This window comes from Actinoplanes sp. NBC_00393 (assembly GCF_036053395.1).
Lineage (GTDB): Bacteria > Actinomycetota > Actinomycetes > Mycobacteriales > Micromonosporaceae > Actinoplanes.
In genome coordinates, this window is record NZ_CP107942.1 from 3,551,644 (window position 1) to 3,575,576 (window position 23,933).

16 protein-coding genes are annotated in these 23,933 nt (G+C 71.4%); 5 read left to right on the top strand and 11 right to left on the bottom strand.

Features of this window, described 5'->3' with window-relative positions; translation table 11 throughout:
* Positions 1–9: 9 nt before the first annotated feature.
* A complete protein-coding gene (locus tag OHA21_RS16825; RefSeq protein WP_328474973.1) occupies positions 10–960 on the top strand; it encodes a dipeptidase in 951 nt (316 codons plus the stop codon).
* A 30-nt stretch (positions 961–990) separates the two neighbouring features.
* Here OHA21_RS16825 and OHA21_RS16830 read toward each other — a convergent pair whose 3' ends face one another.
* The 6 genes from OHA21_RS16830 to OHA21_RS16855 all read right to left on the bottom strand — a co-directional run bounded on the left by OHA21_RS16830 (position 991) and on the right by OHA21_RS16855 (position 6,594).
* On the bottom strand, positions 991–2,640 hold the full coding sequence (locus OHA21_RS16830; RefSeq protein WP_328474974.1) for a methyl-accepting chemotaxis protein: 1,650 nt from the start codon (positions 2,638–2,640) through the stop codon (positions 991–993).
* Between the two features lie 111 nt (positions 2,641–2,751).
* Positions 2,752–3,030, bottom strand: coding sequence for a hypothetical protein (locus tag OHA21_RS16835; RefSeq protein ID WP_328474975.1), 279 nt, complete (start codon positions 3,028–3,030; stop codon positions 2,752–2,754).
* Between the two features lie 50 nt (positions 3,031–3,080).
* Complete coding sequence (locus OHA21_RS16840; protein ID WP_328474976.1) at positions 3,081–3,836, bottom strand: MBL fold metallo-hydrolase; 756 nt, start codon at positions 3,834–3,836, stop codon at positions 3,081–3,083.
* Positions 3,837–3,860: 24 nt separating this feature from the next.
* Positions 3,861–4,418: a GNAT family N-acetyltransferase gene (locus OHA21_RS16845; RefSeq protein ID WP_328474977.1), complete on the bottom strand. Its 558-nt coding sequence runs from the start codon at positions 4,416–4,418 to the stop codon at positions 3,861–3,863.
* A gap of 5 nt (positions 4,419–4,423) precedes the next feature.
* Complete coding sequence (locus OHA21_RS16850) at positions 4,424–5,242, bottom strand: hypothetical protein (RefSeq protein ID WP_328474978.1); 819 nt, start codon at positions 5,240–5,242, stop codon at positions 4,424–4,426.
* Positions 5,243–5,274: 32 nt separating this feature from the next.
* Entirely contained in the window at positions 5,275–6,594 is a 1,320-nt protein-coding gene (locus OHA21_RS16855; RefSeq protein WP_328474979.1) for a choice-of-anchor B family protein, read from the bottom strand.
* A 401-nt stretch (positions 6,595–6,995) separates the two neighbouring features.
* Between OHA21_RS16855 and OHA21_RS16860 the strand changes: the two genes are divergently transcribed.
* Positions 6,996–10,553 (top strand): TIR domain-containing protein, encoded by a 3,558-nt coding sequence (locus tag OHA21_RS16860; protein ID WP_328474980.1) that lies wholly within the window; start codon positions 6,996–6,998, stop codon positions 10,551–10,553.
* On the opposite strand, the gene OHA21_RS16865 is transcribed toward OHA21_RS16860, so the two are convergent.
* The 4 genes from OHA21_RS16865 to OHA21_RS16880 form a co-directional block, all read right to left on the bottom strand.
* Positions 10,517–13,546 carry an AfsR/SARP family transcriptional regulator gene (locus OHA21_RS16865; protein WP_328474981.1) on the bottom strand — a complete coding sequence of 1,010 codons (3,030 nt, stop codon included), beginning with the start codon at positions 13,544–13,546 and terminating at the stop codon, positions 10,517–10,519. The genes OHA21_RS16860 and OHA21_RS16865 overlap by 37 nt on opposite strands.
* Positions 13,547–13,728: 182 nt before the next feature.
* On the bottom strand, positions 13,729–14,661 hold the full coding sequence (locus OHA21_RS16870; protein WP_328474982.1) for an electron transfer flavoprotein subunit alpha/FixB family protein: 933 nt from the start codon (positions 14,659–14,661) through the stop codon (positions 13,729–13,731).
* 20 nt (positions 14,662–14,681) lie between these two features.
* Positions 14,682–15,458 carry an electron transfer flavoprotein subunit beta/FixA family protein gene (locus OHA21_RS16875; RefSeq protein WP_328474983.1) on the bottom strand — a complete coding sequence of 259 codons (777 nt, stop codon included), beginning with the start codon at positions 15,456–15,458 and terminating at the stop codon, positions 14,682–14,684.
* 4 nt (positions 15,459–15,462) lie between these two features.
* Entirely contained in the window at positions 15,463–16,074 is a 612-nt protein-coding gene (locus OHA21_RS16880) for a TetR family transcriptional regulator (RefSeq protein WP_328474984.1), read from the bottom strand.
* A gap of 90 nt (positions 16,075–16,164) precedes the next feature.
* On the opposite strand from OHA21_RS16880, the gene OHA21_RS16885 reads away from it, so the two are divergent.
* Positions 16,165–17,724, top strand: coding sequence for an acyl-CoA carboxylase subunit beta (locus OHA21_RS16885; RefSeq protein ID WP_328474985.1), 1,560 nt, complete (start codon positions 16,165–16,167; stop codon positions 17,722–17,724).
* A gap of 14 nt (positions 17,725–17,738) precedes the next feature.
* Positions 17,739–19,493: an acetyl/propionyl/methylcrotonyl-CoA carboxylase subunit alpha gene (locus OHA21_RS16890; RefSeq protein WP_328478451.1), complete on the top strand. Its 1,755-nt coding sequence runs from the start codon at positions 17,739–17,741 to the stop codon at positions 19,491–19,493.
* On the opposite strand, the gene OHA21_RS16895 is transcribed toward OHA21_RS16890, so the two are convergent.
* Entirely contained in the window at positions 19,494–21,215 is a 1,722-nt protein-coding gene (locus OHA21_RS16895; protein WP_328474986.1) for a S53 family peptidase, read from the bottom strand.
* A 386-nt stretch (positions 21,216–21,601) separates the two neighbouring features.
* Here OHA21_RS16895 and OHA21_RS16900 point away from each other — a divergent pair, with 386 nt between their 5' ends.
* Positions 21,602–23,911, top strand: a complete 2,310-nt coding sequence (locus OHA21_RS16900; RefSeq protein WP_328474987.1) for a sensor histidine kinase — start codon at positions 21,602–21,604, stop codon at positions 23,909–23,911.
* Positions 23,912–23,933 lie beyond the last annotated feature (22 nt).

Sequence of the window (23,933 nt, forward strand, 5' to 3'; positions counted from 1 at the left end):
GGAGTCCGCATGTCCTTCCTGTGGGAACAGCATTGTTGCCTGCCGCTGTCGCGGCAGGCCGACCTGGGCGAACTCGCCCGCTACCAACAGCCGGCCGGCAGCTACGTCTCCGTCAACGTCGGCTACGCCCCGCACGGCTATGACGAGGTGATCGCGCTGCTGGCGCACTGGCGGCCCCGCATCGCCGCCGACGACCGCTTCGTGCTGACCCACGACATCGGCGACCTCGACACCGCCCGCGACACCGGCCGCGTCGCGGTCGCTTTCGACCTGGAGGACTCCGGGCCGCTCGACGGCCGGCTGGATCGGGTGCGCGAGTTCTACGACCTGGGCGTACGCACGATGCTGCCGACCTACAACAACCGCAACGCGGCCGGCGGCGGCTGCCTCGACGAGACCGACGAAGGACTCACCCGCTACGGCAGGGCGCTGATCCGCGAGATGAACGACGTCGGCATGGTGGCCGACGGCTCGCACTGCGGGGCCCGGACCGCGCTCGACATCAGCGACCTCAGCACCAAACCGATGATCTACAGCCACTCCTGCATGCGGGCCCTGTGGGAACACCCGCGCAACATCACCGACGACCAGGCCAAGGCGTGCGCCGCCACCGGCGGGGTCGTCGGCATCACCGGTATCGGGATCTTCCTCGGCCCCAACGACGCGTCCCTGGAGGCCTACGTCCGCCACATCGACTACGCCGTCGACCTCGTCGGACCCGAACACGTCGGCCTGTCCACCGACTACTCCTTCGACGCCGAGGACGCCAACGCGGCGATCCGCGACAACCCGGAACTGTTCCCGGACTGGTTCACCCGCTGGGGACCGATCAACTTCACCCCGCCGGAAGGGCTGTTCGCCATCGCAGGTGCGCTGCGCGCCCGCGGCTATCCCGACGATGCCGTGGCCGCCATCCTCGGCGGCAACTTCCGCCGCGTCGCCGCCGAGTGCTGGACATAGGTGAGCGGTGGATCGTGCGACGCGCCGCCGTCAGATCCTGAACCGGCCGACCACCTGTTGCAGTTCGGCGCTGATGCCGGCCAGTTCCTGCACGGTGGTGGTGGCCTCGCCGAGTGACTCCGTGGTGATCTGCGCGGCGCTGGCGACGCCGGTGATCGTACCGGCGATCTCGGTGCTGCCCTGCGCCGCGTCGCCGACGCTGCGGCTCATCTCACCGGTGGTCGCGGTCTGCTCCTCGACCGCCGAGGCGATGGTGACCTGGTAGTCGTTGATCCGGGCGATGATCTGCGAGATCTCGCCGATCGCGGCGACGGCGTTGGTGGTGTCGGTCTGGATGGCTTCGACACGACGGGAGATGTCGTCGGTCGCGCGGGCGGTCTCCTGGGCCAGGTCCTTGACCTCACTGGCGACCACGGCGAAACCCTTGCCCAGTTCGCCGGCCCGGGCGGCCTCGATGGTGGCGTTGAGGGCGAGCAGATTGGTCTGCTCGGCGATCGCGGTGATCGTCTTGATGACGTTGCCGATCTCCGCACTGGAGTCACCGAGTTTGGAGACGGTCGCATTGGTGGTCTCGGCCACGGTGACCGCCTCGGAGGCGACCCGGGCCGCTTCGTTGGCGCTCTCGGCGATCTCCCGGATGGAAACGCCCATCTCCTCGCTGCCGGCGGCCACCGATTGCACGTTCGTCGACACCGTGCCGGCCGCCGCCGCGACAGCCTCTGCCTGGACCGACGCCTCCTGCGCCGATTGGCCGATCCGATCGGTGGCGCCGGTCAGCCGGTGCGTGCTCTGCCCGAGGATCTGCGCGCTGGTGGTGAGGTGACCGACCATGTCGCGCAGGCTGTCGCGGGCGGTGTTGACCGCCACGGCCATCCCGCCGAGCTCGTCGCGGGCCTGCACCTCGGCAGGGACGGTCAGGTCACCGTCGGCGACCGCGGCCAGCGAGACCGAGACACTGCCGAGCTGTCGGACGATGACCCGGCACACGAACGCGGCCAGGCCGACAGCAAGCACCAGGCCGATACCCATGAAGATCAGCATCTGGGTACGGGCGCTGCGGGCTGAGTCGACGGCTGCGGCCGCCATCTCGTCGGACTCGTTGCCCTCGGTCTGCTGCAGCTTGGCGATCGCCTCCTTGAGCTTGACCTGGGTGCCGGTCCAGGCGCTGGAGATCTGATCGGCGGCGGGCACCTCGAAACCTGCCGCCGGTGCCTCCCGGAACAGCACCACGTCACGCAGGTTCTGGAAGTAGGTGAACGCGTCGTCGACCTCCTGGGCCGCGGCCGTCCGTTCGGGAGAGCCCGCCGCCAGCGTCCGGTAGGCGTCGAGCGCCGTCACGAATTCGTCTTCCGCGGTCTTCACCATGTCGCGGGAGGTGGGCTTCTGCGCTGCCGGCACCGCCTGCCAGCCGAAGGTGTTCTGCCAGGCGTCGCTCGAAGCACCTCTCAGAATGCTGAGCTGAACCAGAGCGTCGACGTGCTCGGCCTTCATCTCCTCGATGTCGTCGCTGAGGCTGTTCACCCGGACGATGCCGAGCGCGCCGATGGCCAGCGCCGCGACCGCGACGACCAGCACCGAGACGAAGATCTTCGTGGCGACGGAGAAGTCGGCGAGCCTTCCGACGATCGGATTACGACTTGCCGTGATCTGCGTCCGCGGCGGTCGCGGGCTCCCGCTCATCGACAAACCTTCCGGATGCGGACCAGGGTCTCTGCTCTGCCCATCGGCCGGGCCTCGGCGATTGTGAGCATTCCGCAAGACTTTTTTCTGCGGGGCGCCGTCGGCGACTGATCAGTCTCGGCGGCTCCCGGCGTGCCGGAGCGCGAGCGTTGCTGCACCCGCCCCGAGCAGAGCGGGGATGCCGATCAGGGCCACGGCGTCCAGACGGCTGTTGGCGTCCTGCTCCAGGTACGGCTCGTTCAGCACCAGGGTGTACAGCAGAAAGCCGCTGATGATCAGCAAGGTGGCGGCCAGGACAGCCAACGTCGTTCGCCGCGCTGCTCGAAGACCCCACACCACCAAGACGACAAGAGCGACGACCACGGCGAGCTGCCAGTACTGGAACTCCATGTCGCTCCCGCCTCCGTGCCGTTCGACAGTAGGCACCGTAGCAGCGGGCGTCACCCAGTGACGCAGGCGAGGTAGCCGTCGATGAGGTGGTGCAGGCGGTTCCGGCCGAAGCTGGATCCGTGTCCGGGGCGGGTGAGCCGGACCGGCAGGCTGCGGAGCCGCCGCAGGGAGTGCGCGTACTGCTGCGGGTCACCGCCGGGCAGGGAGTCCAGCAGCACGTCGTCGTAGATGACGTCGCCGCTGAACAGCGTGCCGTCGTGCTCGTCGAACAGCACGATGCTGCCGGGGCTGTGGCCGGGCAGGTGCAGGACCGTCAGGGTGTGCTCCCCGAGATCCACGTGGTCGCCGTCGGTCAGCGGGTGGGTGCCGTCCGCGGGCCGGACCCGATAGGCGCCGGGATCGTAGCCGTGGTGCGGAACGGCGGTCAGCAGGACCGGTGGCAGCGGTGCGTCCAGGCCCATCTGGGCGGCCAGCACCGGGCCGAGCAGGGAACCCGGGACGGGGTCGCCGACGCGCTCCAGTGGGTGGGCGCCGACCTGACGGAACTCGTGCGCCGATCCCATGTGGTCGAGGTGTGCGTGGGTGACGACCAGCAGGGGTTCGCGGCCGAAGCGTTTGCGCAGCAGGGGCGCCAGGGCGGTGACGCCCAGGCCGCAGTCGACGAGCAGGTCGCGGTCGCGTCCGCGCAGGTGCCAGGCGTTGGCGCGCAGCAGGGGACGGACATGCGGTTCTTCGATGAGGGTGGTGCGCTCGTCCAGTTCGGTGAGCCGAAACCACTGCGGCGCCACGGGCAGATCAGCATTCACCACCTCATGATCCGCAGTGATCGCTTACCGGGCCTCCCCCGCCGCGGGTAGCCCGCTCCCTCCATCGAGGGAGCGCCGGTATCGGATCGCGGTCAGGGGCACGCCGCGGGCGTCGTCGGTCTTCGACGCCCCGTCGGTGCGCCAACCGGCGGCCTCGTAGAAGCGCCGGGCACGGTGGTTGGCTTCCAGCACCCACAGGATCACCTGCCGGTAGCCGGCGTCGGCGAGCCGGCGCAGGCCGGCGTCCATCAGCAGCCGGCCGGCTCCGCGGCCCCAGTGCTGCGGCAGGACGTAGACGGCGCGGACTTCACCGACAACGCCGGGGTCGGTGTCCGCATCGCTGCTCGGTGCGACGTTGACGAACCCGACGACACCGTCAGCCGCGTCGTCCAGCACGAGGGTTCCCGCCGGGTGCCGCTCGGATTCGAGCAGCTGCTGCCAGACCTGCCGGCGCCGGGACGTATCGAGCCGGTCCAGGTACGCCGCGGGCATCACGCCGCGGTACACCTGTTGCGAGGTGCGGGTCTGCACGACAGCAAGCGCTTGGGAATCAGCCAAGGTCGCTGGTCGGACGATCACCATGAGGCTCAGGTGGTGAAGACGGTGAAGGCGACCTGGTGTACGGCGCCGCCGGCTTGGAACTGCAGGAACAGGCGTTTGTCGCCGCGTTCGGCGAAGGCGGCGTGGAAGGCGAGGACGCCGTCGGCCGGTGGGTCGCCGGTGGGGTTGGCCGGCAGCGGGTGCAGGTGTTTGAGGCCCTGGGTGCGGACCTCGAAGTTGGACAGGTGGGCGTATGCGCCCAGGTAGGGTTCCAGCGTCGCGGGTCGACCGTCGCGTAGCACCTGGAACTGCAGGGCGGTCTGTGTGCCGGAGGTCAGGTCGGCGGTGCCGTCGAGGCGGCGCACGGTGTACGGGCCGGAGCGTGCCTCGGCCTGCGGGGCGGGGACCGGGATCATGCTGGTGTCGCCGGCGATGACGAACGGCAGGCCGAGCACGGTGGGGTCGGCGCCGGCTGGGCGGCCGTGCGGGACGAACTCGACGTACACCCGGTAGGCGCCGCCGTCGGCGATGGTCACCGGGGCGGTCCAGGCGCCGTCGACGACCTCCGGGTGCAGGTGCTGGTAGCCGGACAGGTCGTCGCGGAGCACGTACAGGTGCACGGGTTTGGTGTGGATCTGCTGGAAGTCGGTGGCCGGCCCGTCCGGGCCGGTGATGCGCAGCGACACCGTGCCCGGACCGCGGCCGGTGGGCAGCGCGAGGGGCTCGGCGCGGAAGCCGTCGTAGGTGTCGGAGAGCCCGTCGCTGTGGAAGATGGCCGGCGATGGCGCTGGTGTCGCGGCGGGGCTGCGGCTGTCGGTGAACAGGTAGGCGGCCCCGACGAACCCGGCGACCGTCACCGCCGCCATCAGGCGGCGGTGACGGGTACTGGTGTCGGTGGTCAGCTCACGGCCGCCGTTCCGGTGGGCCGCACCAGGAACAGGCCGACGCCGATGCTCTGCACGGCGACCACCCCGTTCTTCAGGTACGGCAGGACCATCCAGCTGCCGCTGTAGCCGGCGGCGTTGGAGGCCGGGTCGACGTCGAAGTAGCCGACCTCGGGCAGCCTGGCCGACGCGGCGGCGGTGGTGTCGAGGATGCGCAGGCCGCCGCGGTAGGACGCCTGGAAGTGCCGGTTGCCGACCGTGTAGCCGTTGTGGTTGACGAATTCGCCGCGCGCCGCGACGTCCTTGCCCACGTACCGGGCGGCGTCGAGCCGTTCGATGTTGTAGACGAAGTCCGGGCTGCCGCCGCGGGTGCTGATCGTCTCGTCGTTGACGATCATGTGTTTGTAGTCGCTGGTGGCGAATCCCTGGTGGATGAAGCTGGCGCCGGGATGGGTGACGCTGGACAGGACCTTGATGTTGGCCTTGTCGGTGACGTCGAGGATCTGGAACCGTTTGCCCTGGCCGGTGTAGTTGAAGGCGATCTCCCGGCCGGTGAACCTGGTGTCCGGGCCGGCGTAGTTCACCACGACCGACTCGTGCGAATACACCTCACGGTCGTAGCAGGCCACCTGCCGCAGCGACAGCGGCGTCTTGATGTCGTAGATGGTCAGGCCCTTGCGGCAGGTGTTCGCGCCGGAGACGTACAGGAAACCGGTGTTCTGATTGATCCACAGGGTGTGGCTGTTCGTCAGTCCGGTGAAACGGGCATCGGCGGTGAAGGTCTGCGTGGTGGTGACGCCGCGCAATTTGTTGAGGTCGAATACCTGAATGCCGTGCGCGACGGAATCCTTGCCGATGTACGCGTAGTTGCGGTACGTCCGGATGTCGCACCAGGACGAGCTGAGACCATTCGCGGCCGGCAGGTTGCCGAGGTATCGCGGGTTGGCCGGGTCGGTGACGTTGACGAAGGAGACACCGTTGGAGCGGCAGTACAGGATGTACTCGCTGCTGTCGCGGGTGTCGCTCCAGTACCACATGCTCGACGAGCCGCCGCCGCCCAGCGCGGACTGCGGCAGGAAGCTGAGCAGCTCGACGTTCTTGCACGGATACCGGTCGGCCATGCCGTTGACGCAGGTCACCGGCGCGCCGGCGAGTCGTTCGCCGCTGCGCCAGGTGGGCTCGTAGATGCGCAGCAGTTCCGCCTGCTCGGCCTTGCCCTCCGGGGTGTCCGGATCGTGCGCGGTGGCCGGTGGGCCGGCGACGGCGACGGCGACGGCGAGCAACAGCAGCAGTGCGGTGGCGGCCAGTGTGGTGCGACGGACTCCCCGGAGCATGGTCGACGCCCTTTCGCGCGGAGGAGCCGGCGCGGGCAGGGTGTGGCGCGCGCCGGGTGCGCGCTGAACGCTAGGCAGCTATTTGATGCACGTCAATGCGCTTGATGGCGACTGAGCGCCATTTGCGACGGCATTTTCCGCGAATACCGCCGACCATATCGCCGGGCGGATGGCGGGGGAATTATGAATGCCGCCGGCCAATGAGGCGACGTAGGGGGCCGGGCATCCACGGGGGAAGATGCCCGGCCCACATAGATCAAAGCACATCAGGCCGGGTCCGCACCATGCGGGACCCGCCGGCGTGTCGCACCGCACCCCGGCGGTGACGGCCCCTCGCTTTACCCGCCGGCCGGTGACATGGAGAATCGGCCCCCGCCGATCATGCCGACCACGGGAACACCATGCGATTCGATGGCTTCATCTCCTACAGTCATGCCGCCGACGGCCGTCTCGCCCCGGCTGTCCAGCGTGGTCTGCACCGATTGGCGAAGCCGTGGCACCGGCGCCGCGCACTGTGGATCTTCCGGGATCAGACCGGGCTGGCGGTGACCCCCAGCCTGTGGACGTCGATTCAGCAGGCCCTGGACGGCTCGAAACACTTCGTGCTGCTCGCCTCCCCGGAGGCGGCCGGCTCGCCGTGGGTGAACCGGGAGATCGAGCACTGGCTGGCGACCAAGTCGCCGGGCAGCATCCTGCCGGTGGTGACCGACGGCGAGTGGCGCTGGGACCCGGTCGCCCACGATTTCAGCGCCGACTCGACGGCGGTGCCGCAGGCGCTGCGGGGCGTGTTCACCGAGGAGCCGCTGTTCCTGGACCTACGGTGGGCCCGCCAGGATCTGCAGCTGAGCCTGCAGCACATCCGGTTCCGCGACGCCATCGCGCAGCTCGCCGCGCCGATGCACGGGGTGAGCAAGGACGAGTTGGAGGGTGAGGACGTCCGCCAGCACCGGCGGACGCGGCGGCTGTCGGCCGCGGCGGCGGCGATGCTGGTGGCGTTGACGCTGGTCGCGTCGCTGTCCGGCGTCGTCGCGGTCCGCAACGCGGACCGGGCCACGGCCGCGGCGGCCCAGGCCCGGCTGCAGCAGCAGGAGGCGTCGCAGCAGCGCAGCACCGCCGAGCGGGCGACGCAGGAGTCGCAACGCCAGCAGGAGAACGCCCGGGTGCAGGAGGGCCGGGCGCAGGCGGCGGCCGCCTCGGCCCGCCGCCAGCAGCAGCTCGCCGATCACCAGCAGTCGCTGGCCAAGGACGCCGCCGCGGAGGCGAAGCGGGAGCAGGCCAACGCCAAGCGCTACCGGGCCGACGCGCAACGGCAGAAAGCCAACGCGGAACGCCAGCAGGCCAACGCGAGACGCCAGCAGGCGTTGGCAAAGGACGCCGCTGCGCAGGCCGAGCGGCAGAAAAAGCTGGCGCAAGACGCCGCTGCCGACGCCGAGCAGCAGAAGAAGGCGGCGCAGGACGCCGCCGCCGACGCCGAGCAGCAGAAGAAGCTGGCGCAAGACGCCGCCGCCGACGCCGAGCAGCAGAAGGCCAACGCCGAGAAGCAGCAGGCCATAGCGCAGGACGCCGCCGCAGAGGCCGAGCTGCAGAAAGCCAACGCCGAGCGGGAGATGGCGAACGCCCGCCGGCAGCAGGAGCTGGCGAACCAGGCGACGGCGCGGGCGCAGGAACAGGAACAACTCGCCGCGGAGCACCGCGAGCTGGCCCGCAAGGCGGAGGAGGAACGCACCCGGCAGGAGCAGCTCGCCCGCGAGGCGCAGGAGGAGGCCCGCCGCCAGCGCGAGGACGCGGAGCAGGCCCGCCTGCAGCAGCGCATCTCGATCAACCAGCGGCTGATGGGACGGGCCCGCGCGCTGATGGCGGACGACCCGAAGAAGGCGCTCATGCTGGGCGTGGCCGCGCAGCGGCTGCATTCCGACGCGCCGACCCGCGAGCAGCTCAGCCGCCTGGTCATGTCGACGCACGACGCCGGCTCCCTCACCGACGCGACCGATGTGGTCGCGCTGGCCGGACACGTCGTCGCCACCGCCGGGGCCGCCGGGACGGTGTCGCTGTGGGACACGGCGAGCCCGGCCGAGCCGGTCCGGCTCGCCGAGCTGCCGGCCGGCGACAGCACGGCGAAGACTTTGGATGCCGCGCCGGACGGGCGGATGCTCGCGGTGGTCGACGGCCGTTCGGAGGCGGTGCTGTGGGACGTGACCGATCCGGCCGGCCCGGTCCGCAAGGCGACGCTGACCGACACTGCCGGCATCGTCACCGTGACGTTCAGCCCCGACGGAAAGACCGTCGCGACGAGCAACCGTGCCAAGAACACCGTGCTGTGGGACGTCTCCGGTGACACGCCGGCCCCGCTGGCGACGCTGCCGGCGGCCTATCCGTTGAAGTTCAGCCCGGACGGGCGGACCGGGGTGACCAGCGGCGCCGCGGTCACCGTCTGGGGGCTGACCGACCCGGCCCAGCCGGTGAAGGGGGCCACCCTCGAGCCCGCCTTCAGCTCCGGCACGATCGTCGACGCGGCCATCGAGTTCAACCCGAAGCTGCCGATCGTGGCCGTCGAGGGCGCCGGCGACTACGTGTGGCTGTGGAACCTCGCCGACCCGGCCCAGCCGCGGCAGGGCATGTCGCAGCTCGCCGCCGGCGGAGACGCGCATCTGAGCGCGATGGGGTTCAGCCCGGACGGGCGCACCCTGGCGCTCGCCGACTCGCACGGGACGACGACGATGTGGACCGTCGAGAACGACACGTGGGCGTGGCTGTCGACGCTGCTGGCCACCGTCTCGCAGCCCAACGGGCCGGTCCGGTCGCTGGCGTTCGCCGCGGACGGGCGGACGCTGGCGACCGTGGACAGCCGGGGAACAGCGGCGCTGTGGTACACCCGGGGCCGGTTCGCGCACGACGCGATCGCCACGCTGCCGGGACCGTATCCGGCGAGGATGGTGGGGCTGGCGTACGGGCCGGACAGCCGCTCGCTGATCGCGGCCGGCCAGGACGGCACGGCCGTACCGTGGGATCTGTCCGACCCGGCCGCGCCCGTGCAGGGCGCCAAGCTGCCGCTGCACAACGCCAAGGTCGCCGGGATCACGCTGAGCCGCGACGGCCGTACCCTGGCGGTCACCGGCTCGGACAAGACGGTGACGCTGCTCGACATGACCCGTCCCGCCGAGCCCACACCCCTGGCCACGATCACCGAGGCAGGCGAGGCCGTCTACGCGGTGGCGTTCAGCCCGGACGGCCGCACCCTCGCGGTCGGCCGCCGCGACGGCAAGACGACCCTGTGGGACCTGGCCGACCGGCAACAGCCCACCCGGCTCGCCGAGCTCACGCTGCGCAAGACGCTGACGGCGCTCACGTTCGCCCCTGACGGGCGCACCCTGGCCGCCGGCGAAGGCTACAACGTGTCGTTGTGGAACGTGACCGACCGCTCGGCGCCGGCGCAGCTGGCCTCGATCCCGCTGAGCAGCTGGGTCAGCTACACCGCCCAGGTGCTGGCGTTCAGCCCGGACGGGCGCACCCTGGCAGCCGGCACCGACGACGACTCGACGACCGTGCTGTGGGACGTCTCCAACCTGTCGCTGCCCCGCAAGGTCGCCGCCCTGGCCGGGCACACCAGCATGGTGCTTTCGGTCGCCTTCAGCCCGGACGGGCGCACCCTGGCCACCGCCAGCCTGGACAACTCCGTCATGCTGTGGGACGTCGTGGAACCCGGCAGCCCGCTGCGGTTCGCGACGTTCAAGAGCGCCGACTCGCAGAGCCTGCACGCCGCGTTCAGCCCGGACGGGAAGACCCTCGCGGCCGGCGGCACCATCGGCGCCACCAAGAGTGTCACGCTGTGGGATCCCACCGCGCCGACCGAACTCGCCGCCGACCCGGCCCGCTACGCCTGCGACGTCGCCGGGCGTGGGCTGACCGCCGAGGAATGGAACCGCTACGTCCCCGAACTCCCGCACGAGCCCACCTGCTGACCGGTCGCCGCGGCACCGGCCTGCGGCGCTTCCGGCACCTGCAGGTCGGCGTACAGGCGGCGGGCGCGGTCGCGGTGCGGCCGGGCCCGCGCCAGCTCGCCGGTGTCCTGCCAGGCCGCGGCGAGGCCGCCGTGGGCGCGGGCCTGCTCGTACCGGTCGCCGATCTCCTCGGCCAGCGTCAGCGCCTGCTCGTGCTGGGCCCGGGCCTCGGCCGCGTCCCCGGCGTCGCGCAACACCTGCCCGAGGTCGTTGAGCACCTCGGCCTCACTGGCGCGGTCCCCGATGCGCCGGTGCAGCACCAGGGCGCCGCGCAGGTGGCCGGCAGCCTCGGCGAGGCGGCCCAGGTGGGCGTGGACCGCGGCCAGATCGTGCCGCACGTACGCCTCCGCGGTCCGATCGCCGGCCCGGCGCACCGCGGCCAGACTCTGTTCCAGGTGCGCGGCGGCCCGATCGAGCGGCGCCGGGCGGTCCGGCAGCCGGGCGAGCAGGGACAGCACGTACGCCTCACTGAACCGGTCACCGAGCCCGGCGTACCGCTGCAGGGCGGCCTCGAACTGCTGGGCCGCCTGCTTCTGTTCGCCGAGCCGCGCGTCGACCAGCCCGAGGCGCACCAGCGCGTCGGCCTGCCCGGCGTCGTCACCGAGCTGCTGGTACACCGTCCAGGCCCGCCGGTAGTGCTCGGCCGCCTGCCGGTAGTCGCCGAGGCGCCAGGCGACGCTGCCCAGGTTGCGCAGCACCTGCGCTTCGGCCGCGCCCTGCTCGAGGCCCGCGTACAGGGTCAGCGCCTGCCGGTAGGTGTCGGCGGCCTCGTGCAGCCGGCCCTGGCGGCGGTGCAGCCGTCCCAGGTTGGACAGGGCCCGCGCCTGCGCGTCGCGGTCGCCGACGGCCCGGGCCGCGGACACCGCGGACGCGGTGACGGTCGCCGCCTCGGTGACCGGGCCGCCCGCGTCGAGGTAGCGGAACAGGGTCTCGGCGAGGTCGATGGTGTGCCGGTGCCAGCCGTGTGCGGCGCCGTACGTGCACACCGCGGCCAGGTTAGGCCGTTCCGCCTCGATCCAGGCCCGGGCCACATCCGGGTCGCCGGCCGCCGGTTCGCCGTCCGGGTACAGCGTGCGCATCGCCGTGACGGAGCGGGCCAGGTAGTGGTCGAACAGGCGGGTCAGGGCGGCCCGCCGGTCCGCCTCGGCGTCGTGGCCGGTGGCGAGTTCGGCGGCGTACGCGCGCAGCAGATCGTGCATGCCGTACCGGCCGCCCGCACCGGCCTGGACCAGGCTGGCCCGGGCCAGCACCCCGAGCAGCCGCCGCGCCTCACCGACCCGGGCGCCGGTCAGCGCCGCCACCGCGTCGACGTGCGCGGTCTCCCCCGGGTGCAGCCCGAGCAGCCGGAACACCTGGGCGGCAGCAGCGGGCAGGTTCTGGTACGACCAGGAGAACACCGCCCGGACCTCGGCGTGCGGGTCGCCGCCCGCGTCCAGCAGATCGAGGCGGTCCTGGTGGTCGCCCAACTCGGTGACCAGCTCGGCCAGCGGCACGCCGGTGCGTTCCGCGGCCAGCTCGGCGGCGATCCGCAAGGCCAGCGGCAGCCGGGCGCACGCCGCGGCCAGTTCGGCGGCCGCGGCGGGCTCGCGGTCCACCCGCTCGCCGATCAGCTGGCGCAGCAGCGCGACCGCGTCCGGCAGCGGAAGCAGGTCGAGGTTGACCCGCTCGGCGCCGTCCACGGCCACCAGACCGGGCAGCGAGTCACGGCTGGTGATCAGGACGAGGCACGAGCCGGTGCCGGGCAGCAGCGGCCGGACCTGCTCGACTGAGGACGCGTTGTCCAGCAGCACCAGCATCCGCCGGCCGGTGAGCTCGGAACGGTACCGGCCGGCGCGTTCGTCGGTGCCCGCCGGGATCTCGGGCCCGTGGACGCCGAGCGCGGTGAGGAACCCGGCCAGCGCGTCCGCGACCGCCACCGGCTGTTCGGCGTCGTAGCCGCGCAGGTTCACGTACAGCTGCCCGTCGGGGTACGCGTCGCGCACGCGGTGCGCCCACCGCACCGCCAGCGCGGATTTGCCGACCCCGGCGGTGCCGGACAGCAACGCGACCGTCAGCGGCGGCTCGTCGCCCGGCGCGGCCAGCAGGCGGTCCAGCGCGGACATTTCATCGGTACGCCCGATGAAGGCTCGCACGTCGGCCGGCAACTGGGTCGGCGCCGTCACCGCGGGAGCGGGCGCCACCACACCGGGCCGGCGGGTGTCGGCGGGCGGTCCGGCCAGGGCGGGATCGGCGGCCAGGATCTGCTCGTGCAGCCGCTGCAGGTCCGCGCCCGGGTCGCTGCCCAGTTCCTCGGCGAGACTGTGCCGGATCCGCCGGTACTGCTCGTCGGCGTCGGCCTGCCGGCCGCACCGGTACAGCGCCAGCATCAGCTGCCCGGCCAGCCGCTCGTCCAGGGTCTGCTCGGCGACGGCGGCGGACAGTGCGGGCAGCAGTTCGCCGTGCCGGCCCAGGCGCAGCAGCACGTCGTTGCCGTCCAGTTCGGCGGCGAACCGCTCGCCGAGCAGGGTGCGCCGTGTCGCGTTCAGCCACGGCGTGTCCAGAGCGGCGAACGGTTCACCGCGCCACTCGGCGAGCGCCTGCTCGATCAGGTCGGCGGCCACGCGGTCCGACTCGGCGGCCCGGGCCAGTGTCATCAGCCAGCGGAACCGGTGCAGGTCGACTGTCTGCGGGTCGACGGTGAGCAGATAGCCGCCCGGCTCGCGCCGGATCCCCGCCCCGGCCGCACCGGCCACCGCCCGCCGCAGCCGCGACAGGTAGCTGTAGAGGGCGCCGGCGGCCCGCTGCGGCGCGTGCTCGCCCCAGACCCGGTCGATCAGCTGGTCCACGGTGACCGGATGGCCCGCCTCCACCAGCAGCACGCCCAGCACACACCGCTGCCGGGCGTGTCCCAGGTCGACGGGATCGCCGCCGATCCAGGCCTCCACACTGCCCAGCACACCGAACCGCGCCGTCAACTGTCCTCCGCTTGCCCCGACCTGACCAGGGGATTCAAGAAATCCACAAGGATCGGTAAGAGTCTCGCATGCTTCCTACAAGATCCGGAGTCGAGCATTGACGTCACGACAAGGGGACAGGTCGCCCTCACCCCATTCAGGTGGTAACGGGGGAATAGGGTGAGGGCGACCTGTCCTGGGCGTTATTTGCGTTTGCGGATCTCGTCGGCCGCCTGCGGGACGATCTTGAACAGGTCGCCGACCACGCCGAAGTCGGCGAGTTCGAAGATCGGCGCTTCGGCGTCCTTGTTGACCGCGACGATCGTCTTCGAGGTCTGCATGCCGGCCCGGTGCTGGATCGCGCCGGAGATGCCCAGCGCCACGTACAGCTGCGGGGACACCGTCTTGCCGGTCTGCCCGACCTGGAACTGGTGCGGGTAGTAACCCGAGTCGACCGCCGCGCGCGACGCGCCGACCGCGCCGCCGAGCAGGTCGGCCAGCTCCTCGACCAGCTTGAAGTTGTCGGCGTTACCGACACCGCGGCCACCGGAGACCACGATCGACGCCTCGGTCAGCTCCGGGCGCGAACCCTTCTGCTCGGCGACCCGCTCGACCACCTTGGTCAGCTTGTCCGCCTCCGACACCGCCACCGTCAGCTCCTCGACCGCCGGCGACGCCGCGGCCGGCGCCGGGGTCACCGAGTTCGGGCGGATCGTCACGATCGGCAGACCCCGCGTGACCTTCGACTTCACGATCGTCGAACCCGCGAACACCACCTGCGTCGCGGTGCCGTCCGCCTCGACCGCGACCGCATCGGTCAACAGCCCGTTGTCCAACTTGACCGCCAGCCGACCGGCGATCTCCTTGCCCTCCTGCGTGGAGCCGAGCAGCACCGCCGCCGGCTGCACCCGCTTGACGAGCTCGGCGACCACGGTCGCCTTCGGCGCGACCAGGTAGCCCTCGACGTCCTCACCGGACGCCACGTAGATCTTCTCCGCGCCGAACTCGGCGAGCTTGGCGGTGTCGGCGCCGCCGAACACCACCGCGGACACCGAGCCGAGCCCACGGGCGATCGTGAGCATCTCCAGGGTGACCTTCTTGACGCCGGCCTCGACGACGACCAGAACCTCAGCCATGTCCTTTCAATCCTTCCGGCTCAGACGAACTTCTCGGTGGCGAGGTACGCGACGAGCTGCTCGCCGCCGTTGCCCTCATCAGTGACCTTCGCGCCGCCGGAGCGCGGCGGCCGCTTCGAGAACTCCAGCACCTGGCTGGTGGCACCCGCGAAGCCGACCTCGTCGGCGGCCACGCCCAGGTCGCCGAGGGCGAGGCTCTGCACCGGCTTCTTCTTCGCGGCCATGATCCCCTTGAACGACGGGTACCGCGGCTCGTTGATGGTGTCCCAGACGCTGACGATCGCCGGCGTGGCGGCCGTGACGACCTCGTAGCCCTCGTCGGTCTGCCGTTCCACGGTCAGCTGCGACCCGTCCACGCTCAGCTTGCGCGCCCCGGTCAGCGCCGCCACGCCCAGAAGCTCGGCCAGCATGTGCGGAATCACCTGCACCCGGCCGTCGGTCGACTCCGCGCCACACAGGATCAGGTCGGCGCTGAGCGTGCCGAGCGCGGCGGCGAGCACCTTGGAGGTAGCCACCGCACACGAGCCGTGCAGCGCGTCGTCCTGCACGTGGACCGCCTTGTCCGGCCCCATCGACAGCGCCTTACGGATCGAGTCGGTCGCACCCGCCGGGCCCACCGTCAACACGGTCACCTCACCACCGTGCGCTTCCTTGATCTTCAGCGCTTCCTCGATGGCGTACTCGTCCATCTCGTTGATGACATTGCTCGACGACGCCCGATCCACCGAGAAATCAGCGGCCAGGGTGCGCTCGGCACCGGAGTCGGGTACCTGCTTCACCAGTACGACGATGTTCACCGTGCTATGACCTCCTGTCGTGGGCGACGCCGGCGATCAGCGGCGTCATGACTGCCGAAACTGTGGCCAGCGCGGCGTCGAGCGCGGGATGGGCGTCCCTGGTCCCGCCCGCCCGCAGCCACTCGCGCAGGACCTGGTTGTGGGCGGCCGCGAACGAGGCGGCCGCGACGTGGGCGGCGAGCGCGGCTTCCGAGGTGTCCGGCAGCCGGCCGCGCAGGTAGTCGCTGAGTGTGCGCTCGTAGCGGGCGACGCTGGCGATCTCGCGATCGCGCAGCGGCCCGACGACGCGGGTGAGCCGGTAGCGGGCCAGCGTGCGCTCCGGGCTGGTCATGAACGCTGCGAAGATCAGCCGGGTGGCCTCGGCCACGGCGAAGACCGGCTCGGCGGACCCGGAGGACTCCAGGTACCACCGGACGCGCTCGATCACCGGCTCGTGGTCCGGGAAGATCACGTCTTCCTTCGACCGGAACTGGCGGAAGAAGGTGCGCCGGGCGACGCCGGCGGCGGCCGCGATCTCGTCGATCGTGGTGTTCTCGTACCCCTTCTCCGCGAACAGCGCGAACGCGGCGGTGGCCAGCCGTTCGCGAACCGGCTCGACGGTGGAGGGTGCGTCCATCGCCGGACCATAACACAGGTGGCATCCAGTGCCACTTGAATGGCACGAGGTGCTTGCCTGATGGCACTGAGTGCCGCTAGCGTGCGAGCGATGACGATCACTTCCGCCGATGACATCCACACCACCGCCGGAAAGCTCGCCGACCTGACCCGCCGCACCGACGAAGCGGTGCACGCCGGTTCCGCCCGGGCCGTCGAGAAGCAGCACGCCCGCGGCAAGAAGACCGCCCGTGAACGCATCGAGCTGCTGCTCGACAAGGGCTCCTTCGTGGAACTCGACGAACTCGCCCGGCACCGCTCCACCGCCTTCGGCCTGGGCCGCAACCGGCCCTACGGCGACGGCGTGGTCACCGGCTACGGCACCGTCGACGGCCGCCAGGTCTGCGTCTTCTCCCAGGACTTCACCGTCTTCGGCGGCTCACTCGGCGAAGTCTTCGGCGAAAAGATCGTCAAAGTCCTCGACCTGGCCATGAAGATCGGCTGCCCGATCATCGGGATCAACGACTCCGGCGGCGCCCGCATCCAGGAAGGCGTCGTCGCCCTCGGCCTGTACGCCGACATCTTCTTCCGCAACGTGCGCGCCAGCGGCGTCATCCCCCAGATCTCCCTGATCATGGGCCCCTGCGCCGGCGGCGCCGTCTACTCCCCCGCCATCACCGACTTCACCGTCATGGTCGACCAGACCTCCCACATGTTCATCACCGGCCCCGACGTGATCAAAACCGTCACCGGCGAAGAGGTCGGGATGGAGGAGCTGGGCGGGGCGCGCACCCACAACACCCGCAGCGGCAACGCGCACTACCTCGCCGAAGACGAGGAGGACGCGATCGACTACGTGCGGGTGCTGCTGTCGTTCCTGCCGTCCAACAACGCCGAGGAACCGGTCGTGTTCGACATGCCGGCCGAGGCCGACGTCACGGACGCCGACCGGCGGCTCGACTCGCTGATCCCGGACTCGGCGAACCAGCCGTACGACATCAAGGACGTCGTGGAGACCGTCGTCGAGGACTTCCTCGAGGTGCAGCCGCTCTACGCGCAGAACATCGTGGTCGGGTTCGGACGCGTCGAGGGCCGGCCGGTCGGGGTGGTGGCCAACCAGCCGATGCAGTTCGCCGGCACCCTGGACATCGCCGCCAGTGAGAAGGCGGCGCGCTTCGTGCGTACCTGTGACGCCTTCAATGTCCCGATCTTGACCTTCGTGGATGTGCCGGGCTTCCTGCCGGGCACGTCGCAGGAATGGGACGGCATCATCCGGCGCGGCGCCAAGCTGATCTACGCCTACGCCGAGGCCACCGTCCCCAAGATCACCGTGATCACCCGCAAGGCCTACGGCGGGGCGTATGACGTGATGGGGTCCAAGCACATCGGCGCGGACCTCAACTTCGCCTGGCCCACCGCGCAGATCGCGGTGATGGGCGCGCAGGGCGCGGTCAACATCCTCTACCGCGCAGAACCCGCGGACCAGCGGGCGCAGCGCGTGCAGGAGTACGAGGACACCTTCGCCAACCCGTACATCGCCGCCGAACGCGGCTACGTCGACGCGGTCATCCGGCCCTCGGAGACCCGCGCCCAGATCATCCGCGGGCTGCGGATGCTGCGCACCAAACGCGAGAGCCTGCCGCCGAAGAAGCACGGCAACATCCCCCTGTGAAGGAGCCAGCGTTGCTGACCAAAGTGCTGATCGCCAACCGCGGCGAGATCGCCGTGCGCATCGCCCGCGCCTGCTGCGACGCCGGCATCGCCTCGGTGGCCGTGTACGCCGACCCCGACCGTGACGCGCTGCACGTCAAGAGTTCCGACGAGGCGTACGCGCTCGGCGGCGCCACCGCCGCCGACTCCTACCTGGCGCAGGACAAACTGCTGAACATCGCCCGCCGCAGCGGCGCCGACGCGGTGCACCCCGGGTACGGGTTCCTCGCCGAGAACGCCTCCTTCGCCCAGGCCGTCATCGACGCCGGTCTGACCTGGATCGGCCCGTCGCCCGAGGCGATCGACGCGCTCGGCGACAAGGTCAAGGCCCGGCACATCGCCGCCCGCGCCGACGCCCCGCTGGTGCCCGGCACGCCCGACCCGGTTGCCGACGCCGACGAGGTGGTCGCGTTCGCCCGCTCGCACGGCCTGCCGGTCGCCATCAAGGCTGCCTTCGGTGGCGGCGGGCGCGGCCTGAAGGTGGCCCGCACCCTGGAGGAGATCCCCGAGCTGTTCGAGTCCGCGACCCGCGAGGCGGTGGCCGCGTTCGGCCGCGGCGAATGCTTCGTCGAGCGCTACCTGGACCGGCCCCGCCACGTCGAAACCCAGTGCCTGGCCGACACGCACGGCAACGTCGTCGTGGTCTCCACCCGCGACTGCTCCCTGCAGCGCCGCCACCAGAAACTCGTCGAGGAGGCGCCCGCGCCGTTTTTGAGCGCCGAGCAGAACGCCGAACTGGTCCGCGCGTCCAAGGCGATCCTGCGCGAGGCGCGCTACCACGGCGCCGGGACCTGCGAGTTCCTCGTCGGGCAGGACGACACCATCTCGTTCCTGGAGGTCAACACCCGGCTGCAGGTCGAGCACCCGGTGACCGAGGAGGTCACCGACATCGACCTCGTGCGCGAACAGTTCCGGATCGCCGCCGGTGAGCCGCTCGGCTACGACGACCCCGCCCCGCGGCGGCACTCAATCGAGTTCCGGATCAACGGCGAGGACCCCGGCCGCGGCTTCCTGCCGGCGCCGGGCGTCGTCACCGCCTTGCGTGCCCCGTCGGGCCCCGGTGTGCGGCTGGACTCCGGCGTCGAGCCCGGTGACGTGGTTGGCGGCAACTTCGACTCGATGCTCGCCAAACTGGTCGTCACCGGCCGCGACCGCGCCGAAGCCCTGCAACGGGCCCGCCGGGCACTGGCCGAACTGGTCGTCGACGGCATCCCCACCGTGGTCCCGTTCCACCGCGCCGTCGTCGACGACGAGGCGTTCGCCCCGGCGGACCCGCACCGGCCGTTCGCCGTGCACACCCGGTGGATCGAAACCGAATGGGACAACCAGATCGCACCGTACGCGGCAGCTGTCGGCGAGGCGCCCGAAAGCGCCGGATGCCAGGCCTTCACGGTGGAGATCGACGGCCGACGTCATGAGGTGGTGCTGCCGGCCGGCATGCTGTCCCGCCGAGACACCGCCCCGAAAGCGCCGCCGCGCCGCGCCAACGGACGAAGCCGCAGCGCGGCGCCCTCCGGCGACGCGGTGATCGCGCCGATGCAGGGCACCATCGTCAAGATCGCCGTCGAGAAGGGTCAGAGCGTCGCGAGCGGCGAGCTGATCGCGGTCCTGGAGGCCATGAAGATGGAACAGCCGCTGCACGCGCACCGTGACGGCGTCGTCGCCGGCATCGCCGTGGCCGTGGGCGACACCGTCCAGGCGGGGGCGGCGATCGCCGAGATCACCGGCTGATCAGCCGGGCGCCGGCAGCGTCGCCGGCAGGGTCTCCCACAGGGGTACGCCGAGCCCGCTGGCCAGGTCGTAGCCCGGGCCGGCCGTGCAGCAGCCGACCGACCGCAGGTCGTTGTTGCCCTGCGTGACGTCGAAGAACGTGCCGCTCGTGCCGTGCACCGCATAGAACCAGCCGTTGGCCAGCCCGACAGCCGGGCGGCCGGCGGCACGTTCGCTCGCGCTGACCAAGGCCAGCGCGGCCGCGGTGAACGGGGTCGCTCCGCTGGTGCCGCCCACGGTCTGCAGACTGCCGCTGATCACCACCGGCCAACCCGGGCTCATGTCCGCCAGCGCAGCGACATCGGGCACGGTACGAGCCGACGTGCTGCCGGCCTTTGCCTGGTACCACGGCCGGGCCTGGGTCTTGCTGCTGCCGCCACCGCCGGCGGCCTGCTCGCCGTACACACTGTCGTTCCAGACCACCTCCCCGGTCCGCGCGTTGCCGTCGCCCAGCGTCAGCCGGGTGCCGCCGACCGCGGTGACGAACGGCGACACCGCCGGGTACGACATGGTCGGCGCCTTCACCGCCGCCCCGCAGGTGGTGGACCCGGAGTCCCCGGCGGCGACCAGCGTCGACACCCCGGCCAGCGCGGCCATCGCCAGCACCGCGTCGACCGTCTTGACGTAGTCCGGTTCGGCCTGTTCCTCGGCGATCGCGCACCCGCCGTAGGAGACGGTGAGCACATCGGGCAGCCCGTTCGGGTCGGCGATCGCCCGGCTGAAGGCGTCCAGGAAGGACCCGTCCGCGTTCGTCGTCTGGACCAGGCGCAGCTGCGCGCCCGGCACGGCGGCCGCGACCGTCTGCAGGTCCAGTGAGGTCTCCGGGTCGACGTTGGTGATCGGCGACGGCACGCCGTCGCCCTGCGACTGCACCACCTGCGGCGCGGAGTATCCCCAGCATTCGGCGGCAAGGGTCATGTCCTGGCTGGACCAGCCGCCGCCCAGGTCGATCACCGTCACCACCGGGGCGCCGCTCACCTGAGCCCGCAGCTTGTCCACACCGTACGCGGTGTGGATCTGGGCGGGCGTGTAGACCCGCTTCTGCGTCAGCAGCGGGTCGTCGCACTGGGCCGTGATCGGGGTGCCGACGTTCAGCGGCCACGCCCGCTGGCCCGCCGTCGCCGCGTCCGGAGTGTTGGCCGAGGCCGGGCGCGACCCGTCGCTGCCCGGGTCGTAGACGTCGGCCTCGCCGACCAGCAGGGTCGTCCCGGCCGGCTGCAACGCCTCCGGGACCCGGTCGGGCAGCGCGTAGGCGTCGAACGGGTTCTTCGCCGAACCCGGCTGCTGTTCGAGCGGCGCGCCGAGCGCCTGCTGCCATTGCGCCGGTGTGCCGGTCAGCCGGGCGAACAGCCGGGTCGGGTCGACGGCGAAGCCGAGCCCGAGACCCGTCACCGCAGTTTGGACCCGGCTGATGTCCTCATCGGTGGCACCGAACCGCTGCCCGGCCTCGGCGAGCGCAACGAAGCGGCGGTACCCGGCGCCGGGGCTGGCGGCCCTGGTCGCGGCGCCGGTGAGTTCGGCGGACTTGGCGGGCAGCGCGAGGTAGAAGGTCACCACCCCGGGAGCGGGGGTCACCAGGTGCACCGACGGATTCGGTGGGTCGCTCTCGGACTTCGGCGACGACGTGCACGACCCCAGCAGGCCGGCCAGCGCGACCAACGTACCGATCTGGATCCGTCTCATGATCGAGTCCGTTCTCCCGGTGCCCACCGCCTCAGTCTGCCGAGGGCCCTTTTGCCCGGCATCCCCCGGTCCGAATAAATGTGTGGTGAGCCTTCACTGGCCGGGTCCGGCCGGGCGAACCCCGGTTAACTTGCGAAAGGCCGGAATTGCGGCGCTTCACCCGCGACAGCCTGGGAAATGAGCCCGGCCGCGCGTCCGAATGCCGACAGATTTGTGCTGCTGAACTCTTGACCATGGACCGCGCCAGCACAGATCCTAATTCGGCGGTCAGCGGAGAGTGATCCTTCCCCAACCGCTTGAAATCCCGCCCGGCTCCCCACCCCATGAGCGGCACAAGCTCAGTTATGTGCACGATCACACAACCAGCGTCCCGAGGAGCTGATCGCGTGCCCGCCCATGACCAGGCCGCCGGGCCGTCACCGCGGCGCCGCACCGACGACACGATCCGCAGTCGCATCGCGCGCCTCGCGGCCCGGCCGATGGTTGCCGGACGGTTCCCGCGACGCCGCACCGGCGGCACGATCCGCAGCCGTATCGCGCGCACCCTGGCCCTGCCGGTGGCCGCCTCCCTCGTCCTGTTCGGGGTCATCGCAGCCGGCGAGATCGACAACTACGACACCGCCGTGCAGACCGACCGCGCCGTCACCCTGGACCTCGCGGTGCTCGATCTGGCCGACCGCTTGCAGACCGAACGCGGACTCGCGGTCGGCCTGCTCAGTGGCACTGCGCAGTTCCGCGCCCAGCTCGCCCCGGCCCGCCAGGAGGTCGACCGGACACGCGCCGTCGTGGAGGAACTGACCGAGCCGGGCGGCGACGTGGAGGACCGGGTCGCGGCAGCGGTCGCCCCGCTCGACCAGCTCGTCGCGGTGCGCGCCACCACCGACACCGGCACCGGCGACCTCGGCGATACGGCCGGCTTCTACACCGGCCTGATCAGCCGCCTGATCAACATCGAGTTCGGACTGGACGCCGTCGACGACGGCGAGCTGCGCCGCAACTACGCGACGCTCAGCATGTTCAGCGTGGCCAAGGAGTCCGCCGCGCAGGAACGCCTGCTGCTGCACGGCGTCTTCTCGCGCGGCCGGTTCGGCCCTGGCGAGTTCGTTCAATTCGTCTCGGCGAAGTCAGCGCGCGACTCGGCGATCCTGGCCTTCAACCAGTACGGCAACCCGGCCGCCCTGCAAGCGCAGGACCTGGTGCTGGGCACCCCGGCCGGCAAGCAGGTGGTCGAGATGGAGAACGCCGCACTGGCCGCCGCCGACGGCCGCGCGCTGACGGTCAGTCCCGACGTCTACTGGGAGGCGTCCGGCACGGTGCTCGATGTCCTGCTGCAGGCGGGCCAGGCGATGGGCGCCACCGCGCAGGAGAACGCCGGCAAGATCAAGGATCGGGCGACCACCCGGCTCGCCGTGCTGCTGGTCGTGGTGGTGCTGTGCCTGATCGGCGCGGTCTACCTGGCCGTGGTGGCGTCGCGCTGGCTGGCCCGGCCGCTCGCCGCCCTCGCCGAGGAGGCGAGCCGGATCGGCGCCGAGTCGCTGCCCGAGGCGGTGCACCGCGCCACCGCGGGCCGCACGGACAGCCGTCCCCCGCCGGTCCGGGTGACCCGCGACGCCAGCGTCGAGGTACGCCAGGTCGCCAACGCCCTCGAGCAGGTGCAGAACACCGCGTACGCCCTGGCCACCGAACAGGCCCGGCTGCGCGTCGCCACCGCCGAGTCGCTGGCCAACCTCGGCCGGCGCAACCAGAACCTGCTGCGCCGCCAGCTCGGGTTCATCACCAAGCTGGAGAGCGAGGAGTCCAGCCCCACCGGCCTGGCCAACCTGTTCGAGCTCGATCACCTGGCCACCCGCATGCGGCGCAACGCGGAGAGCCTGCTCGTGCTGGTCGGCGCGGCCAGCCCGCGACAGTGGACGCAACCGCTGCCGATCACCGACGTCATCCGGGCCGCAGTGAGCGAGGTCGAGGAGTACCGCCGGGTGTCGCTGCGGCGCGTCGACGACGTCCTGCTCAACGGCACCGTGGTCGGCAGTATCGCGCACATCCTCGCCGAGCTGATCGAGAACGGGCTCGCCTTCTCCCCGCCCGACGTGGACGTGGAGATCCACGGCCGGGTCATCGGTGACGGCTACCTCATCGCGGTCATCGACTCCGGCATCGGCATGAGCCCGGCCGAGATGGAGCGCGCCAACCAGCGGCTGCGCGGTGAGGGCGACTTCATCACGGCGCCGGCCCGCTTCCTCGGCCACTTCGTGGTCGGCCGGCTCGCCGCCGAGACCGGCGTACAGGTCCAACTCGCCCCGTCACCGGTCACCGGACTCACCGCCCGGCTGTCGCTGCCGGCCGCGGTCATCGCCGAACGCCAGCCGGTCACCCCCGCGGTCTCGCATCCGCTGCCGGCCGCGCCGCGGCGCGAGGACCGTCCGCTGAGCTCCGACAGCATCGAGTACGTGGTGGTGGCCGACACGACGGAGCCGCCGCAGTCGGCGCCGTCCACGGACGACGCCGAGCGCACCCCCAACGGCCTGCGCCGGCGCAGCCCTCGCCGGAAACGGACCGCCGGCCCGAAGCCGGAGCCGGCGGACAACAGCCGCGAGTCAGCGGTCATCACCGACTCGCCAGAGGCGGTACGCAACCGGCTCAACGCGTTCCGCGCGGGTGTGCAACGGGGCGGAACGGGAAACATCAGACGGCCATGAACCGGCCGGACGACAGGAAAAT